This window comes from Clostridium sp. N3C (genome assembly GCF_900095445.1).
Classification (GTDB): Bacteria; Bacillota; Clostridia; order Clostridiales; family Clostridiaceae; genus Clostridium_AU.
Window position 1 is genome coordinate 23,193 of the sequence record NZ_FMJL01000032.1, and the last position, 17,138, is coordinate 40,330.

A 17,138-nucleotide genomic window follows, 5' to 3' on the forward strand; every position below is an offset into this window, starting at 1 on the left:
GTAACGTATTAAGAGCAACATCTAATGCACTATGCTTACTTTCCTTAAAGAGAAAAACTATTGAATCATACAAAATGTTGAACCTATTTTTCAAAAAAAGACTGAGTTTTGCTTGATGAGAATCATACTTGTAATTTTGGAAAAGATTTGACCCTATAAATAGAAAAATAAGGACTTAAAATCAAATACACCCATGACTTTTATTTATTCTATAGCAGTATACCATATTACTCCATAAATATACAAGTATCTACATATTATTATTTTTTTCGACATTATATTTTAATATCCCCTACTAAGTTTGCTATATTTAAATCATAGTTATATATCCTCAAGTTCAACTTGTATTTATATTCCAACTTATCCTTTTTCAGTATCATGTATAAGAGCGTCAAAGCAATAACTATTTAAGAAATAATATTTTTACCGGAGAATTGTTAACCTGCTATTGACATGCATTGCATATAACTGTTATATATTAAATAAGGTATAAAACCTTTTCATTATTCCTTTATCCCCATTATTATATAAAATCAGCATTTATAAATTTTATATCCGCTCATACAATCCTCAGGAGGTACAAACCAATGACAAAGTCACATTTTATCCGCAAGAATGATGAAATTGCAAACAAATCCACAACCAAAATTTTATTTACTTTCACTTTAGCTTTTCCAGCTTTAATTTTACTTGGTTGGTTAGGTATATTTTACATTGATAATCTGGTCAATTTAATTATGTACTGTCTAATTGGAACCATATCTACCATCTCCCCTTTCATACTAAGAAAGATAGGTGTAAACAGTCAATTTCTAAAATATTATACAATTGCTATGGCCGGGGTAGCTATAGGTATCCTCAATTTAAGCGGCCAGATAGATATCTATATAGCCTTAATATTACCTATTGCAATGAGTTGCATTTACTTTGATAAAAAGCTTACTATAATGGCTTCCTTTTTTCAGTGCTTAATTATTGCTATTACAAATTATCCTAAATTAACATCAGATCCTATTTATGCTGATGACCCCTTTGGCCATTATGTAGCTGATACAATAGGATTGATCCTAGAAGTAATCATTCTATCTGCAATTTTCATATGGATAGCCAATAGAACAAGAAACATTCTTAATGATTTATCCAAAACAGAAGAGCAATCCTTATTATATATTGATAAATTGCAAGGTGTTATGAATAGTTCCAAAAATGCTTCTGAAACTCTTTCCACTTCTGTAAAACAGCTTTTACAATCAATCGAACAAGCTACTGCCTCAAATGAAAATATTAATCAAAATGCGGATAGTGCATCCTTAGGATGCGAGCAAAACTTACAATACATAGAAAATACCAATACTACTGTTGCAAATATATCAGATGCTCTTGAATCCATCTCATCTAAAACTCAGAAATTATCCGAAATATCTCAAAATACATCTGCAGCAACAGAAGAAAACGAAAAAATAATTAACCAAGCGATAAGCTACATGGAAGAAATTGAATTGTCTACAAATCAAAATAAAATTATCATAAATAGTTTAAGCTCTAGATCAGAGGAAATTGGTAGGATTATAGAAATTATTACCGCTATAACAGAACAGACCAATCTTCTAGCATTAAATGCAGCAATTGAATCCGCAAGAGCCGGTGAACATGGTAAAGGTTTTGCGGTAGTATCTGATGAAATCAGAAAACTTGCTGAAAAATCATCAACTGCAGTGAAAGATATTTCAAACCTCATAAGTCAGATACAAGAAGATACTACTAAGGCTGTAAATTCCATAGATCAAAGTTCTTCAACCATTAAATCAGGAATTGATTTAGTTAAAAATGTAGGCGAATCTTTTAAAAAATTAAAAAACTTACAAGAAACTTCCAGTAAAGAGATTAGGGAGATTACCATGAGCAGTAATCAATCTTCAAAATATGGACATGAAATTGTCCAAGTTATTTCTAATACAAAATCAATTACATCTAAGTCACTTGAACAGATAAAATCAATTGCATCAGATACATCTGTTCAGGCATCCGTTATGCAAGAAATATTATCTTCATTTAACATAATTTATAATACTGCTGATGATTTGCTAAATTTAAGTAAGAGTGTTACCCTCTGATCTTTACATAGTATAAATAATACTCCGCGAAAATAGACTTTATTTCATGTAGTTTCTTATTGCTAATATCCTAACTGCTTGCTAAATATCAAGGGAAAAGATTTTAATTTTAGGAAAAATACAAAATAAGTCTCATGAATAATATGTTATAAAAATACCAAAAGGCACCTGCCTACACATGATAGGCAAGTGCCTCTTATTAGTATCTTTAAGTATGTTTATCTTCGTTCCTCTGAATTCTTTTTACCATAAAGCATTGTAAATCCAACACTTGCTAAGCCCGTAATCATAAGTAATGACCAAAGCCAAAGATCATTGGTGTCTCCGGTCTTTGGAGCTGATGTGTCCTTAATATTATCCTGGCTGGACTTGTCCTGATAAACAATAGCATATGTTGAGAAGCGATCTGAGTCAAATGTTAATCTATATTTTGAATCTAACCTTCCATCAAGGTAATCCGCCCTTCCTTCATGAACACGAACAATACCAAAGCTTCTATCTAGCTTCCGTAAATCCTCTGGAATAGTAATTGTAATCTCTACCTTTCCATTTGGAACCTCTTTAACCTTTGCCACATCACTTCCGCCTATCTGCTTCCAAAGATTAATATCTAGATAAGTTCCTACAGTAAAGTATTTTGGCATTTTATTTTCTACAGCCTTCTTATCAGATTGACTAACAGTTAAAGATAAATCCTTAACTTCAAGCCAAATATCAATGTCCTTACCTTCGGAAATAGCTTTCTTATCCTCATCTGTAAGTACTGCTCTCTTTATGTCATTGGCTGAACCAGAAAGTTGACCAGATCCGAAATTATCTTTTTGCTTTTCTTCAGGAACATTAACTATACCCTTTTCCTTTGTTTCTACTACATGTTTATTAGTATCTATTGGTACTACAAGCGAAGATTCATCTGCAATAACCTCTCCATCCTTGTCCAATTTTTCATTGCAAACATCACATGTCCAGTATTCTTTCATACCGGTTGCAGAGTTTGTTGCATCTACTTTTTCATGTTTAGTTCTATTTGAATGGGTACAATTCTCTCCTGTCAAAGTGACTATAATATTATAATCACTATAATTTGCTCCATTTTTACCAGTAACAGGGATTGTGATAGCATAATCTGTTCCATTTACTACGAAAGTAGAACCTTTATAAGTTAATTTTCCATCTGCAAGGGAAATATCATTGATTTCCTCCGAATCTGTCACAAGAATACCATAACTCATATTTGTTGGAATTGTAGGTAATATAACCTCTCCATAAGATGCATGTCCTGCAAGAATATTATCAGAAACTTCCTTAGCTCCAATATAATTTGCTTTTGTAATTGTAACGGTCACTGGGGTATCAAATACCTTGTCATTATGCTTAGCATCACCTACAACCTTGTAATAAACATTATATGTGCCAGCATTTGTTGCCGTTGGAATGTGATCCTTATAATCTCCATCTTTTGTTAAAGAATATTTTAAAATTCCCTGGCTGCTAGTGCCAGCTGTAACAAGTGCCTGTTCAGAACCATTATATGTCAAGTTTTTTGCTACAGGAGCTGTTGCCGTTGGATCACCTTTACTGATTGTATAATCTACACTTGCTGTTACACCCTCCACTGTTACTTTTGCAGTATATTCACCTACAGTAGTTGGAGCAGAAGCTAGTAGAGTGCTACCACTGTAATGCTCTACATCAGAAGCAGTTGGAAGAGTTAATCCAGCATTAGTCCACATATTCTGCTGCTCATCTGTTCCAATATTGATTGTAGCTGGACTACCGGAATAAGCTGGCATAATGGCGCTAAGTGTCAATGCCACTGACCTATCACTGCTTGTCAGATCACAAATATTATCTAAGTTTTCACAGGTTGCCTTAATGGTGTCATTGTCTGTGATTGTTTTGTCCAAACTATATGTGAAATTGTGGGTATGTCTGCTTGAAACTTCGCTTCCACACCCGCCAATACTCATGTATGCTTTAAAGCTCTTTGTTTCACCGGCCTTGATTGTTCTGTTATTCCATGCATATGAAATTGCGGCATCAAAGCTACCAGACTTGCTGTTTTCGGAATTATTAGTAAATATATTTTCCCATAATCCATCAATCAACTCCATATACTGTCCATACCAAAAATTATCAACATCTGTTCCACTGTCCATACCTTTTCCAAAAAAGTTGAACTGAGAATCTTTATCATTTCCATGATTTTGATTTATCATTTTAAAGCCACTTCCGTCTTCAAAAGGTGTAATGAGTGCACAGTCGTCATTTCCGATTTGAACATCGGCACAGCTTCCAATAGAAAAGTCTTTTCCACATTTGCCTTGTTCTGAATAGTGTATATGATTTCCAATAATTTTCCTTCATTTTCAAAAGAAAAGGTGACCTTCACATTTAGGTTCTCATAATCTACACCCTCTGCACTGGCTTCTATTCGCCATATCTCACCATCACCAACCTTAATGCATGTCCAGAACCCACCATCACCACAAGTGGTTTGTAACCAGGAGTTAAGATGACCATAAATATCAAATGAACCATCAATTGTATATTTATATGCCATAATACCATTGTTGTCCGTAACATAACCATCGGGTAAATACTTGCTTCCGGCATATACCACAGTAGAAGTAAAAAACATAGTTGACACTATTAAGCAAATAGACAGAATCAGCGATAAGGTCCTTTTTGTAATTTTTTCTTTCATAGTATCCTCCTTGAGAAATATTTAAGATCAGTGCATTTTTAAACCATAAAGCTCAAAATTTTTTGCAAAAAACAAAATATGCGCATTGCTTCAACAAAGTAGTAGTAAAAATGTTGCAATACGCCACTATTTTGAAGAAAATTATATAAAGGCAATTGACAAAAATTCAAACACGGCTATGTTTGCTCCTTTAAAATTGTCAATACTTTATTGTTTGCCATCTCCGTTTGCTTATCTGTCAACTACTCAAATTAAGAAATTAAAAATTACCCCCCAAACATATGTTCGATATAATATTTTTAAGGTTTTCTCCTCAAAGCTCTACCATAGGTTAATGCCTATATGGCAGTGGCTTTTTCCATGGAGTTATAGCTCTGATTACATAAATAAATCTCTTATGCTAAATCTGGAGAAATAAACATTTGCTTATGATAACCATTAATGACCTTATAGCAGTGCTTGTACCCTGTGCCGCTTTTTAATCAAATATAATAAGGTGAACCCTAATGGATAGCACCTTTTGTATTATCATAAAATACACCGCTTTTATGTCAAAACATATATTCTTTTTATAATTCTAATAGAAAACCCCGCCACCTTCTTTAGATAGTATAGCCAGTTGCTATTTTATTTAGTGTATCATAAGTACCAATTCTCAGTCAATTTATTTTGCAGCTTTTGTCGAATCAAATTGTGCAGGATTACAATACATGTGTTAAAGCATCAAAAAATTAAAGCGAGAATAGCTCTCTTGTGTTATATTTGAATCACCACAAAGCAAAAAACATAAAGGAGCATTCTCGCATGGCAAGTATAACACAAGATATGAGATTTCGTAAAGCTTTAATTTATTATGCAAAAACATATTGCTTCTAAGGCTGCAGGCCATTATAAAACCAATAGCCAATACGTCTATAGATGTAAACTTATCTCATCTTTTAAACCTAGTATTTCCAGCGTTATTATTATCTCTTTTCCAACATCAAAACCATAGTTTCCACGTTGGCCTTTAGAAGAACATGTTAAATAGATTTAAGGGGATTCAGATCCTTATTGCCAATAGCATTAACCGCTTTCCGCTTTTTTCTCCGAACTCGGTTTATATGCCGTTCAAAATCACCATTGCGCAGCAACTCAGCAAGGACCAGCTGCTCAAACACAGGTACCATACAAGAATAAAAGCCAAGTCGACGCTGAAAATCTTCCAGCAGTTTTTCCGGCAGAATCATATAACCGATACGTATGGACGGGGCAATAGTTTTTGAAAATGTATTGACATAAACCACATTGGAATCGGTGGTTATGGAAAAGAGAGAATCCTCTGGCTTTTTAGAAACAGTTAGTTCAGAATAATAATTATCTTCAATAATAAAACCATCTCTTTGCTTCGCCCAACGAAGGTATTCATGTTTCTTTGATATACTGGCGGTAATACCGCTTGGAAAACTGTTAAAGGGAGTAACATGCAATATGGTTGCATCTGTTCGGTCCAACTCTTTTGAAAATATGCCGTCCTGACTCATCGAAAGCATATCGCATTGAATGCCCATCGCTTCATAGACTTTCCTGATCTTATCATATGATGGCTGTTCAAGGGCAAATTTTTTCATGTTTCTAAAAAGCTGGGTAATCAGGCCATAAAGGTATTCTGCACCGGATCCCACAATAATTTGTGATGGCTTTACGAGTATTCCGCGGCTTCTTGCCAGATATGAACAAATTTCCTTTTTAAGTTCATCACATCCGCTGTTTGGAGATTTTATAAAAATCCGATTTCCGTAATAAGACAATACTTTTCTCATGGTTTTGGCAAATACCGAAAAGGGAAAATCCCCCACACTGCTGGATTGTGGCTGGATTTCAGGAAAGGTACTGCTATGCAATACCGGAGTTCCATGGAAATCAGATTTATGATAAATAACGAAACAGCCACTGCGCTGGCGAGTTTCAATATAACCTTCTTCACTCAGTAATGCAATTGCGTGCTCAACGGTAACAACACTTACACCAGTCTCCTCAGCAATGGTCCGCTTTGAAGGAAGACGGCTTCCATAAGGATAAACTTCAGATATAATATCCTGCATAATTAATTTATACAGCTGAATATAAGCAGGTACCGATGATCTGGAATCAATATGATAGTTCATCTGGTTATATAAAATTCTCCTTTCCTGGTTATTTTTATAATATCAGTTTTATTGTATTCTTTATTTACAGATTTGTAAAGAAGACATTCACTTAAAAAAGATATAAAAATTAATAGGATATTTAATAAATCAGTAAAGGGGATATGTAAACATGAACAAAAACTGTAACACCACTGTCAAGTTGACAGTAACCGCCATGTTTATGGCAATGAATATTGTACTTAGTTCTTTCGGCATACCGATTCCCGGTGGGCATCTATATTTTAATAACATAGTTATCTGCCTGTCATCAATCTTGATAGAGCCATTGCAGGCATTTGTAGTAGGCGGTATTGGAGCCTTTATCGGTGATTTTCTGTTCTACCCTGCACCGATGTTTGTTTCCCTTGTTACTCATGGCTTACAGGCTGTTGCAATTTCATTATTTTCCCACAGATTTTTGAAAAACAACCCACGCCTTGCATCTGGAATAGGCGTTGCTGTCGGTGCTCTCATCACTACCGTTGGGTATTCACTGGGAAGAGCTTTCGTTTACAGTACTCCGGAGTATGCTTTGATGAATTTACCTTTCCAGATACTTCAGGCCATGTTCAGTGCCGTGGTTGGTATGTTGCTGTGCTGGAATTTCGGAATTCATAAATTATATACCAGGATAACAAATTCTAAACATACTTAATTTTTAGCCTCCCTTGCAAGTTCAGGTGCATATCATGGCTTTAGTTGAATTGTTAGAGGGTTCTATATACATCTATAGTGCAAACAAAGGCAGACATGGAATAAAAGGAGTAGGGGTAGCTTTTTATATTGAACCTTTGACTAATTAGATACCAATTAAGAGAAAAAAAGTTGATTCAGAAACAGGTTGTTAAAAATGTGGTGTCGCAAAACTACTCTTTGAGTAGTTTGTGACACCCTATTTTTGTTAAAAAAAATAAGTGCCACAGCCCTCAGACTGTTGATTCAGAAAGGATGTTTAATACAGAAAAGAGGTGTTGTAATATTTTATGGAAAGAATTTCACAAACAAGAGTGCAGAGAAACTAGACCAATTACCCAAAACACACCACAAAACATCTGTTACTTTAATGTTTCTAATTTCTAAGCACCTTCTGATCCAGACGATAAAAACTATTCTATCTAAACTACTGTCTTCTAATATTTAATCTAATCTATCAACTCACCTCTATCATTTTTAAGGCAGTTGATATGTTACCGCAAGCAATAGAAAGGATATAAGCTATGTAGTTACGTATAAAATACTTGAATAGAAGTCAAATAAAAGAGAGCGCCTGTTGCAGCTCTCCTATATACCTAAGGTTTGTATTCACTTTAAAATCTTTAATTAGAAATTTATCGAAAGCATTCTAGTAAATTATATGATTACTATAGATTATACCGTTTTTAATAATTCAATTGCTCTTTTATACAGCGAGTCGTATTCACAGCCACAACTTCCACAATCTCTATCAGCTTGTTCTATTGCTGCAAGCAATTCTTTTACAAAAAGTTATTGACGATCATCTTGCCAATCTAAAAGAAAAGATTGATAAAGGCTATGTATACAAACGAAGAAAAAAAGCAACTACTAAACATAATGATGATAGCTATACCAAGAGTAGACCTATATCATGAAAATCTTAATTCAACTCTATTTTTTTACTGAGGTAATAGGGTAGTAAATCTGCTCTATTACCTTATATATAAAAACATAAATGAGATATGATAAAATGCCCGGAATGTATAAACGGGGACAACTATTAGTATTATTATTTTAACACTGCTAAAATAAATGTAACCTATAAGAAAATATGTAGTAAAGTTGGAAGCACAAAGTTAGAAACTGAAAAGGTACTAAAAGCAGGCATAAAGAGTTTGAAGATACTGGAATCTCTAAAGCTGATAATAATATTAGTGTTAATGATTACTTTGATTTCTGGTATAAAATCTATGTACTTATTAACTATAAATATAATACTCAGAAAGCTTACAAGGTAGTTATTGAAAATCACATAAAATGTGCCTTAAAAGCTGCAGTACATCCATATCAATACATTAAAAAAAATCCTATGCAATACATCAGATTACCTAAAGATGATAAAATCAAAGAAGATGAAGAAGCTCTAAAATAATTGCCGTTGAATGGTTAAACAGAATAATAGAACGGTTCCATTTTGGTAGTTATTTTTATATACCACTGAAGATTGCTTTTCACACTGGACTAAGAGCTGCAGAAGTATGTGGTCTTACTTGGGATTGTATTGACCTAGAATATAAAGTTTTGAAGATAGAAAAAATTCTTATTGGAAAAGGCAACGGTGTTTTTGAATTTGGTACTCCTAAAACTAAGAGTTCCAGGAGAACTATGTAATTGCTAACACCTTAGTGTCAATATTAAAGAGACATAAGACCTTCCAAAATGAAAATAAGTTAAAGTATGGCAAGTATTATAAAACATCTAACTTTGCTTGTACTAAAGAGAATGGTGAAACCATAACTACTGATACATTAAAGTATTTAAGCAGAGTAGTAAATTATGAGATAGGATTTGTCTTTAACTTTCACTCACTAAGACATACCCATGCTACTAGAAGCAGAAGCAAACATCAAAGACATACAGATGAGACTAGGGCATATCAGACTTGCCACAAGCATGGATACTTATTCTCTTCTAACAGATAAATGAAGCAAAATACAGTAGATATTTTTGAAAGTTTAGTAGCCAAAAATAATTTGCTACCAAAGCCGTTTCATTGGTAGCAAATTCGTAGCAAAACCTTTATTTGATTATTTATAATTTCCTCTAATCGGTGATTTTTCTATGAAGTTTAACAACACTCTCCACATGCAACGAGCGAGGTGGATTGATGTCTTTTACATTGTCGGTAGGCGGAAACACGTCATCGCCACTTTTTGCACTATCGGTAGGCGGGAACATATCCACTAAATTTGCATAGTTAAACCGAATGTGCTTTTCAGCACAAATAGAATTTATCTTTGGGATGTTTACCCACAGGAATCCTCTACTTCTCTTCAGTGTATCTTTCTTGCAGCAAAAATCCCTTGGCCTCGCTAGGGCGTAAATCCCAATATTTTTGCAAAAGGTAAATGACTTTCTCATCTTCAACTTTAGCTTCCTTCAGAGCCGCAGCTGCCTTTTCAATCCCAATGACTCTTTCTTCAAAGGCAGCTTCATCTAGCCTTGCATTGCCATCTTCTCTTATTCGTTCCAACAGTTCACTTCCAAATCCCGAAAGGGAAGCTCTAATAGAACGTGCCATATCTATTCCTCCTCTAAATTCTAATTTATTGCACTATTGATAGACAAATTGGAATTTGTTGGTTACTTGTATTCACTCGGAATAGGAATATTAAATCTCTCACACAATAGTTTTACATCATGCACATCATTTTCATCATGCTCATAGCCTAGATGAAATAACACTTGATATTCAGCATCAATACATCTGACCATTTTATCGCCTATTTTCCCAATGCCGCTAAAGACTTCTGGAGGATATGCTTCTCCCTCAAAAACAATGTATCCTTGTTCGTTGAATTTAAATATATGAAGATCAATTATCCTACCTTTACTATCCTTATAAACCTTATGAGATGTGGTAGTATATGCTTCGATAACTTCAGCAAAGCCATTTTCTTTTAATATTTCAATAAACTTTTTACCATTACTTTCTTCCACAAATAAATCAATATCGTTGTGTACTCTTGTTTCTTCTTCTAATAGTGCATCTACTCCCCAACCGCCATCAATCCATATGTTAATTCCATTTTCTTCAGCGTACGTTATTATCTCAATAGCGTCAGTTTTACTTACCATGTAATCCCTCCGTTCAAATTCCTATCTAATTTCATAAAATCCCAAAAAGTAGCCATGCTAAATTCCTCCCAAGTAATACTGTTAATTCATATAATCTAACTTAATAGCGCCTTTTCATATCCTCTTCGTAGGCGGCTAGAATACGCTGATATTCTTTTGGGTCATCATTCTCACAGTCCAGTTTTATCACTCGATCCACAATAGAATCTAAAGAATCAGGGTTGTACCAAGGTTCCTTAATTGTAAGATAAATGATCTTTTTTGTCTTTTGACGTTCGGCCATTTCTTTCAGCATCTGAATCTCTTTTTCATTTTTTGTTACACTTTGAATTGGCCATACAATCATAAAATCGAAGGCATAATTATCATATTTATCACTACTACTTTTAGTGGTCAGATTATCAAAGAAAATTGTAAGATTGGATAATTTCATTCCTTGCCCATATTTCTTCGGTACGTTAACTTTATAAAGTTCCGCCCATCGAAAGAAATTCTCCATTCCATCTTTTGTTGTATGAATTAAATTAATTAGTCCTTTCAAGTTCCCTTGAGCATTCAAAGCTTTAAGAAGGGCCTGATGCTTTTCCTTATCAGCGATACCTCGTAGTAATAATGTTTTCTCTGTTTCATTGTTCAAGAAATCAATAATCTGATCATACGCATTTTTTACGTCGGACATTTTATTCACTCCTTAACTAATAAAAATCGCTATTTGTTTTTTGAATATACCCAAAATAAAATGCTATCAGTTAATCTCAAACAAAACAGCGCATCTTCAACTGTCGGCAATTCAATAGCATTCTCATTTCTGTGGGTTCCGTAATCAGACATCATAGAGTAAATCATATAAATTGTTTTTGTCTTTGTCAGCTTTCCATCTTTATTTTCATTAAAAAATTCTGCTAAATCTTCTTTTCTTAAATCTGATTTAAGGGCCCTATCTAAGTCAGCGACTGATGCAGTTGCACTGTCTCCACTAGTATTAAAGACACCTCTCATCCATTTTGCAAACTTTTCAGTCCCCTTATATTTTGAAAATATACTTACAATACACGTCCTACATGATTCAATACAAGCTCCTGAATGGCCTTGTGTATAAGCGTCAACTGCAGATTTGTAAGCATCATATACTTCTATATGGTTACTTTTTATCCATGATTCAACAGAAAACATCTCACTTACTCTTACAAAGTCACTTTCCATGCAAGCAGAAACTTTAACTTTTTCAAATTCAATGGATATGTTTAATCCTAAAATCTCGTAAAGTTTAGCTAGTTCTTCAAAGTCTTCAACGCCATTTTCGCAAATGTATCTTACATTGAAAGATTTTGTTATTTCTTTTAGCAGGTTGATAATATCCTCATGCCTGTTTTCCTTATATAAATCCGAGAAAATACTATCTAAACCTAAGAACACATCGTATTCTTCGTTATTATTCTCGAATTTGTGCGCATAACCTTGATTATAAAAATATGGCACCAGATAGTCTATATATTTTTCGTAAAGGTCATTAAGCCCCACACATTTTAATCTGGCCTTAAATTCCGAGTTTTTTCTTATAAAAAAGCCTGGTCTGCTAACTATTTCTGCAATTTTTGAAAGAATTATTTCTTTATCATTCATTTTTTTCATCTCACCTAATATTTAATAACTATAACTTTTTCAAAGTAGGTAACACTTTCTCTAAATATTCCTGCCAATATCCCTCGTCATCGCCTTCCATATCGTGAAGCCAATAGTACATAAATAATATCTCAAATTCCTGCTTTCTACCTTTTATAAAGGACTTTTTCGGCATTTTTCTATACAAAGAATCTAGATTAAAAAGGTTACTTTTTTGCCTATAATCATAATCGTACTTTTTCCAATTATATTGACTCTTTCTTCTATGTGTTGAGGGCCAAATATCCTCATTATCAAAAAAACTGTTTATCCAATCATAAGCAAAGGCAAGAAGATTTACTTGATGCTTTGCCCAGGTTTTCTCAATCCAATCAGTAATTTCTTCCGATATTGACGGTATCCCAAAATTAAACTTTTGCTCACTTTCTACCCTATGATATTCTTTTATAAAAAGAAAAAGCATTTCTGTCTGATCCTTAAGAAATGGTAACCTTTTAATTAGTCGTGAATAACAATCATATGAAGCATTTCTAAATTCACTATCAGTATTATATAAAAAGAAAAGGTCATTCTCCTTCATGATGTTTCCAATGTATCTGTGTATTTGCTTCCCGTACTTATTATAAATACTAACAGCCCATTCTCTAACTTCAGGATCATACTCTCTTAGCTGCTTACGATATTTCTCCAACTTTTCATTATGGAGTACTGTTTTTTCCTCAGCTTCCGTAATATTCAGATAGTTGTTAAAATACTCAAATACATAATCAACACAGATTTTCATATTTTGTGCACGTGCATCAATGTCAAATTCATTGAGTTTATCTTCCTTTTTCCTTCGTGCAATGTATTCCTCAATGCTTAGCATCCTTTCACCACCTCTCGCATGTGATTTTGCTATTCTTAGGAAGATTAATATAAAGCCAATAAATCATTTCGGCTAGTATCCAGAGTTAATCTTTTTATATCTCTGCTGGTTAGATGAAGTCTTTTCAATTGCCTTTATATCACCTTCCATTTTATTTACGTAGTTTAAAAATAAAGTCCCAAGCAGAAGTCGATCCTTTCTGGGTATTCTATTCCATACATAACCCTTGAACAGATCTTTAACAAGAAAGACTTCACCTGCATTCAAGTTTTCAGTTTCCTTAATAGCTTCTTCTAGCAGCTCATTAACATCACTCATGTTGTCATCTCCTTATCAATAACAATATTAACAACATTGTTAATAAGATTATATGCCTTTTGCCAATTCTAGTCAATAAAAAGAAAACCACCAATCAAGAGAATATATCTCCTGAATGGTGGTCATTCATGAAGGTTATGTTTATACATCTACTTCTACACCAGATTTAAATTCAATAGTTAGTTTGTCATCATAAACCGTTATTTTCTCTATAAGTCGCCTTACTAGTTGCTCATCATACTCCTCAAGGAGGGTGGATTGTTCATTTAGGAATTTTTCCATATCTTCTAGCCTTTGCTTGGAGCCTTTTTTGCCAGCTTCTTCTGCTAAAGCCTTATGCCTTTCCTCTCTGAGCCTGTAAATCTCATCGGCTATATCGTTATAATCTTCTTTGGAATTGGCCAGTCTCAAAAGGTCTTTTTGTAATTCCTCTAGCTTTTTATCTATCTCGTAAACAATATTATTGTCCGTTTCACTTATCACTGTTTCTATATTTTCCTTTAAGATAGTTAAAAAGCCATCCTTTTGCCCTATTAGTTTATTAATTGCATCCACCGTAGCAAGGCCTATCATATCCTCCAGCACGGTTCGGGAATGACAAGTTAACCCTGTATTCTCAAGCCTACTGACGCATCTCCAAACAATCGATTTTTTACCTCGGTTATTCCAATGAACTCTACGGTATATTTCGCCACACTCACCACAGAAGATAATTTGCGAAAATACATGATTTGAACTAAAGTTTCTTTTCTTTCCGCTAGTACTTATATGTCCTCTACTTCTACGAACTAACTCTTCTTGTACCTGCATGAAAATTTCACGCGGGATAATGGCTTCATGGTTATTCTCTACATAATACTGAGGTACGATTCCGTTATTAACAACCCTCTTTTTTGTAAGAAAATCTACCGTATAAGTTTTTTGGAGCAATGCATCACCAATGTATTTTTCATTGCTTAATATTTTCCTTATAGTACTGGTATGCCACCTTTTTTTCCCCGCTCCCGTAAGTATGCCATCAGCTTCAAGTCCTTTTTTGATTTTATCCATACTTGAGCCTTCAAGATACTCTCGGTAAATCCTTTTGACTATTTCAGCTTCCTCCGGCACAATTACTAATCGCTTATTTTCATCCTTGGTATATCCTAAAAACCTAGAACAATTGACCATTACCTCTCCCTGTTGGTATCGGTATTGGTAACCAAGCTTTACATTCTGGCTTAATGACTGGCTCTCTTGTTGCGCTAAGGATGCCATAATGGTAAGCATAATTTCACCTTTGGCATCCAGTGTATTGATATTTTCTTTCTCAAAATATACCGCAACATTTTTATCTTTAAGTTTTCTGATGTATTGTAGACAGTCCAAGGTATTTCTAGCAAATCGGCTTATTGATTTGGTAATAACCATATCAATTTTCCCAGCCATGCACTCATCAATCATTCGATTAAATTCGTCGCGATTTTTTGTATTTGTGCCGCTGATACCATCATCAGCAAAGATCCCTGCAAATTCCCACTCTGAATTCTTCTTGATAAACTCTGTATAGTGTTCAATCTGCACTTCGTAACTACTAGCCTGCTCATCACTATCTGTAGAAACTCTGCAATAAGCAGCGACCCGAAGTTTAGGTGTTTCATCTTCTTTTCGATTGTTGCCTACACGTTTTATTGCAGGTATAATCATTACATTTTTATTAACTGCCATCTTGCTGCACCTCACTTTCTATTAAGCTGTATACATATTCCGCTTGTGTAAAAGGATTTGTATACTTCTGAATTACTTGTCCTATGGTAAATTTCTTAGAAATAGTAGGTTTATCTTCTGTCTTGGGTTCAAAGATTCTGCCTAGCTTTTTTGCTCTCTTTATCCTCTCTGCTTCTGCTTTTTCGTAGGTTTCTTTATCAATGATGGCAGGGTAATAATCATCACCAAGATAACGTTCATTTCTTAGCATCCTTCCAGCAGTTCCATGATAAGCATCTATTCCAGCAGACTTTGCCGCGACCGATAAGGAAAGGCCTGATAAGTAACCCTTATATAAATTCCTAACCTTTTCAGCTTTTTCTTCATCGATAACTGCTATTCCATTCTCTATCCTATAGCCATAAGGCGTATGTGCCACTTTTCTCACATCCTTTCCCTTAGTGTGATTCCACATTTCAGAACGAAACCTATCTCTACCCTTGAGAAAACGATAATTTTTTCAACATAATCATTGAAAATTTGCTCGCTAAAGGTATTTATCATTTCAGCCTTATTTGTAAACTTTATTAAGTTACTGACTTCCTGCACCTTTGATAATTCACCATTTAAAGCATGAATTAAAGCTTCTTTTTGCCCCATATAATTATCTGCTTCCATTTGCAGTTCATTGTTTTCTCTGTTAAAAAGGGCAGGTTCTAGATAACCCTTTGCCATAAGCTTTACAAGCAGTTCTCTCTGTTCTGCATTTTTTTCAATTTGCTTCTCTAATTCCTGAATTCTTGAAAGGTTATCTGAGTTGCTCATTCCACGCAAAGCATCTAATAGTGGTTGTAGAATAAGTTTTCTTCCGAAAATCAGCTTGTTAATCATAGTAACAAAGGCCGTCTTTATATCCTCATCTCGAATAAACTGCATGGAACATTCTGTTATCTGCTTTAAGTGTTTACTACAACACCAGGCTACATATTTTCTTGTGCCGGATGAATGAATTCGTCTTTTAAAGGTGCTACCACATTCCGAGCAAATAATTTTTCCGGAGAAAGAATACCGGTTTTGGTACTTATCATTACGCTTTTCTATTCCCTTTTCTTTTGCCCTTTGATTTAAGGCAGCCTCTACTGCTTCAAACACTTCATGGCTGATAATTGCCTCATGGTGATTTTCTATTAAATATCTGTTTTTCTCACCATAATTGGTGCGCTTATTAAAACGGGAATCTGTATAGGTTTTTTGCAGTATAACATCCCCGGTATATTTCTCATTTTTTAGAATTCCTCGAATTGTCGTAGCCGTCCAACGGCCGCCTCTTTTAGAGGGGATACCCTTTTGATTAAGATCATCTGCTATTTTCTGTGTACCCTTGCCTGATAATACTTCTGCGAAAATATACTTTACAATTTCAGCTTGCTCAGGATTTACCACCATTTGACCGTCAATGTTGTCATAACCATATGGTGGGTATGAAATCTTAAAAGTTCCGTTCTGAAATCTCTTTTGAATTGCCCACTTGTTATTTTCTGAAATGGAGATTGACTCACTTTCTGCAAGCCCGCTTAATATAGAAAGCATCAACTCACTTTCCATTGATTGGGTATTGATATTTTCTTTTTCGAAATAGATATAAATCCCTAGGTCCAACAGTTTACGAACCATCTCCAAACAATCCGTAGTGTTTCTCGCAAACCTACTAATGGACTTTGTAATAATTGGTGTTAGTATAATATTTTAGACACGAAAACCCGAACACTTTAAAATAAGAAAAGGGAAGGAAGTGTCTACTTGGCAAAAAGTCAAAAGAAATACACAGAAGAATTTAGAAA

At 34.2% G+C, this 17,138-nt stretch carries 16 protein-coding genes; 4 read left to right on the top strand and 12 right to left on the bottom strand.

What is annotated here, in order from left to right:
• The first annotated feature begins 587 nt into the window (after positions 1 to 587).
• Positions 588 to 2,114 (top strand): methyl-accepting chemotaxis protein, encoded by a 1,527-nt coding sequence (locus N3C_RS09540; RefSeq protein WP_074365806.1) that lies wholly within the window; start codon positions 588 to 590, stop codon positions 2,112 to 2,114.
• 218 nt (positions 2,115 to 2,332) lie between these two features.
• Here N3C_RS09540 and N3C_RS09545 read toward each other — a convergent pair whose 3' ends face one another.
• The 3 genes from N3C_RS09545 to pdxR all read right to left on the bottom strand — a co-directional run bounded on the left by N3C_RS09545 (position 2,333) and on the right by pdxR (position 6,968).
• On the bottom strand, positions 2,333 to 4,333 hold the full coding sequence (locus N3C_RS09545; protein WP_074365807.1) for a hypothetical protein: 2,001 nt from the start codon (positions 4,331 to 4,333) through the stop codon (positions 2,333 to 2,335).
• Positions 4,330 to 4,821, bottom strand: a complete 492-nt coding sequence (locus N3C_RS09550; protein ID WP_074365808.1) for a hypothetical protein — start codon at positions 4,819 to 4,821, stop codon at positions 4,330 to 4,332. The genes N3C_RS09545 and N3C_RS09550 overlap by 4 nt, the downstream gene beginning before the upstream one ends.
• Positions 4,822 to 5,843: 1,022 nt before the next feature.
• Positions 5,844 to 6,968, bottom strand: coding sequence for a MocR-like pyridoxine biosynthesis transcription factor PdxR (pdxR, locus tag N3C_RS09555; RefSeq protein ID WP_074365809.1), 1,125 nt, complete (start codon positions 6,966 to 6,968; stop codon positions 5,844 to 5,846).
• Between the two features lie 151 nt (positions 6,969 to 7,119).
• Here pdxR and N3C_RS09560 point away from each other — a divergent pair, with 151 nt between their 5' ends.
• The 3 genes from N3C_RS09560 to N3C_RS15320 all read left to right on the top strand — a co-directional run bounded on the left by N3C_RS09560 (position 7,120) and on the right by N3C_RS15320 (position 9,646).
• Positions 7,120 to 7,644 carry an ECF transporter S component gene (locus N3C_RS09560; RefSeq protein WP_074365810.1) on the top strand — a complete coding sequence of 175 codons (525 nt, stop codon included), beginning with the start codon at positions 7,120 to 7,122 and terminating at the stop codon, positions 7,642 to 7,644.
• A gap of 1,523 nt (positions 7,645 to 9,167) precedes the next feature.
• Positions 9,168 to 9,335: a tyrosine-type recombinase/integrase gene (locus N3C_RS15315; protein WP_242944074.1), complete on the top strand. Its 168-nt coding sequence runs from the start codon at positions 9,168 to 9,170 to the stop codon at positions 9,333 to 9,335.
• A gap of 14 nt (positions 9,336 to 9,349) precedes the next feature.
• Positions 9,350 to 9,646 (top strand): hypothetical protein, encoded by a 297-nt coding sequence (locus N3C_RS15320; protein ID WP_242944073.1) that lies wholly within the window; start codon positions 9,350 to 9,352, stop codon positions 9,644 to 9,646.
• A 341-nt stretch (positions 9,647 to 9,987) separates the two neighbouring features.
• Here the strand turns inward: N3C_RS15320 and N3C_RS09570 are convergent, their stop codons facing one another.
• From N3C_RS09570 to N3C_RS09610, 9 genes are all read right to left on the bottom strand, one after another.
• The gene (locus N3C_RS09570; RefSeq protein WP_074365811.1) at positions 9,988 to 10,245 is read right to left on the bottom strand and encodes a hypothetical protein; all 258 of its coding nucleotides are present in this window, start codon (positions 10,243 to 10,245) and stop codon (positions 9,988 to 9,990) included.
• Positions 10,246 to 10,307: 62 nt separating this feature from the next.
• Positions 10,308 to 10,802: a nucleotidyltransferase domain-containing protein gene (locus N3C_RS09575; RefSeq protein ID WP_074365812.1), complete on the bottom strand. Its 495-nt coding sequence runs from the start codon at positions 10,800 to 10,802 to the stop codon at positions 10,308 to 10,310.
• 100 nt (positions 10,803 to 10,902) lie between these two features.
• Positions 10,903 to 11,481: a hypothetical protein gene (locus tag N3C_RS09580; RefSeq protein WP_074365813.1), complete on the bottom strand. Its 579-nt coding sequence runs from the start codon at positions 11,479 to 11,481 to the stop codon at positions 10,903 to 10,905.
• A gap of 29 nt (positions 11,482 to 11,510) precedes the next feature.
• Positions 11,511 to 12,425, bottom strand: coding sequence for a hypothetical protein (locus N3C_RS09585; RefSeq protein WP_074365814.1), 915 nt, complete (start codon positions 12,423 to 12,425; stop codon positions 11,511 to 11,513).
• Positions 12,426 to 12,453: 28 nt separating this feature from the next.
• On the bottom strand, positions 12,454 to 13,293 hold the full coding sequence (locus N3C_RS09590; RefSeq protein WP_074365815.1) for a hypothetical protein: 840 nt from the start codon (positions 13,291 to 13,293) through the stop codon (positions 12,454 to 12,456).
• 72 nt (positions 13,294 to 13,365) lie between these two features.
• Positions 13,366 to 13,611 carry a single-stranded DNA-binding protein gene (locus N3C_RS09595; protein ID WP_074365816.1) on the bottom strand — a complete coding sequence of 82 codons (246 nt, stop codon included), beginning with the start codon at positions 13,609 to 13,611 and terminating at the stop codon, positions 13,366 to 13,368.
• Between the two features lie 141 nt (positions 13,612 to 13,752).
• A complete protein-coding gene (locus N3C_RS09600; protein WP_074365817.1) occupies positions 13,753 to 15,318 on the bottom strand; it encodes a recombinase family protein in 1,566 nt (521 codons plus the stop codon).
• Complete coding sequence (locus tag N3C_RS09605) at positions 15,308 to 15,736, bottom strand: recombinase family protein (RefSeq protein WP_074365818.1); 429 nt, start codon at positions 15,734 to 15,736, stop codon at positions 15,308 to 15,310. Before N3C_RS09605 ends, N3C_RS09600 begins: the two co-directional genes overlap by 11 nt.
• A 5-nt stretch (positions 15,737 to 15,741) precedes the next feature.
• Entirely contained in the window at positions 15,742 to 16,971 is a 1,230-nt protein-coding gene (locus N3C_RS09610) for a recombinase family protein (RefSeq protein WP_441294407.1), read from the bottom strand.
• Positions 16,972 to 17,138: the final 167 nt, after the last annotated feature.

Bases quoted from the DNA above. Each gene is read 5' to 3' on its own strand.
- N3C_RS09540 (WP_074365806.1), top strand. From the start codon at position 588: ATGACAAAGTCACATTTTATCCGCAAGAATGATGAAATTGCAAACAAA.
- N3C_RS09545 (WP_074365807.1), bottom strand. From the start codon at position 4,333: ATGATAAATCAAAATCATGGAAATGATAAAGATTCTCAGTTCAACTTT.
- N3C_RS09550 (WP_074365808.1), bottom strand. From the start codon at position 4,821: ATGAAAGAAAAAATTACAAAAAGGACCTTATCGCTGATTCTGTCTATT.
- pdxR (WP_074365809.1), bottom strand. From the start codon at position 6,968: ATGAACTATCATATTGATTCCAGATCATCGGTACCTGCTTATATTCAG.
- N3C_RS09560 (WP_074365810.1), top strand. From the start codon at position 7,120: ATGAACAAAAACTGTAACACCACTGTCAAGTTGACAGTAACCGCCATG.
- N3C_RS09570 (WP_074365811.1), bottom strand. From the start codon at position 10,245: ATGGCACGTTCTATTAGAGCTTCCCTTTCGGGATTTGGAAGTGAACTG.
- N3C_RS09575 (WP_074365812.1), bottom strand. From the start codon at position 10,802: ATGGTAAGTAAAACTGACGCTATTGAGATAATAACGTACGCTGAAGAA.
- N3C_RS09580 (WP_074365813.1), bottom strand. From the start codon at position 11,481: ATGTCCGACGTAAAAAATGCGTATGATCAGATTATTGATTTCTTGAAC.
- N3C_RS09585 (WP_074365814.1), bottom strand. From the start codon at position 12,425: ATGAATGATAAAGAAATAATTCTTTCAAAAATTGCAGAAATAGTTAGC.
- N3C_RS09590 (WP_074365815.1), bottom strand. From the start codon at position 13,293: ATGCTAAGCATTGAGGAATACATTGCACGAAGGAAAAAGGAAGATAAA.
- N3C_RS09595 (WP_074365816.1), bottom strand. From the start codon at position 13,611: ATGAGTGATGTTAATGAGCTGCTAGAAGAAGCTATTAAGGAAACTGAA.
- N3C_RS09600 (WP_074365817.1), bottom strand. From the start codon at position 15,318: ATGGCAGTTAATAAAAATGTAATGATTATACCTGCAATAAAACGTGTA.
- N3C_RS09610 (WP_441294407.1), bottom strand. From the start codon at position 16,971: ATGGTTCGTAAACTGTTGGACCTAGGGATTTATATCTATTTCGAAAAA.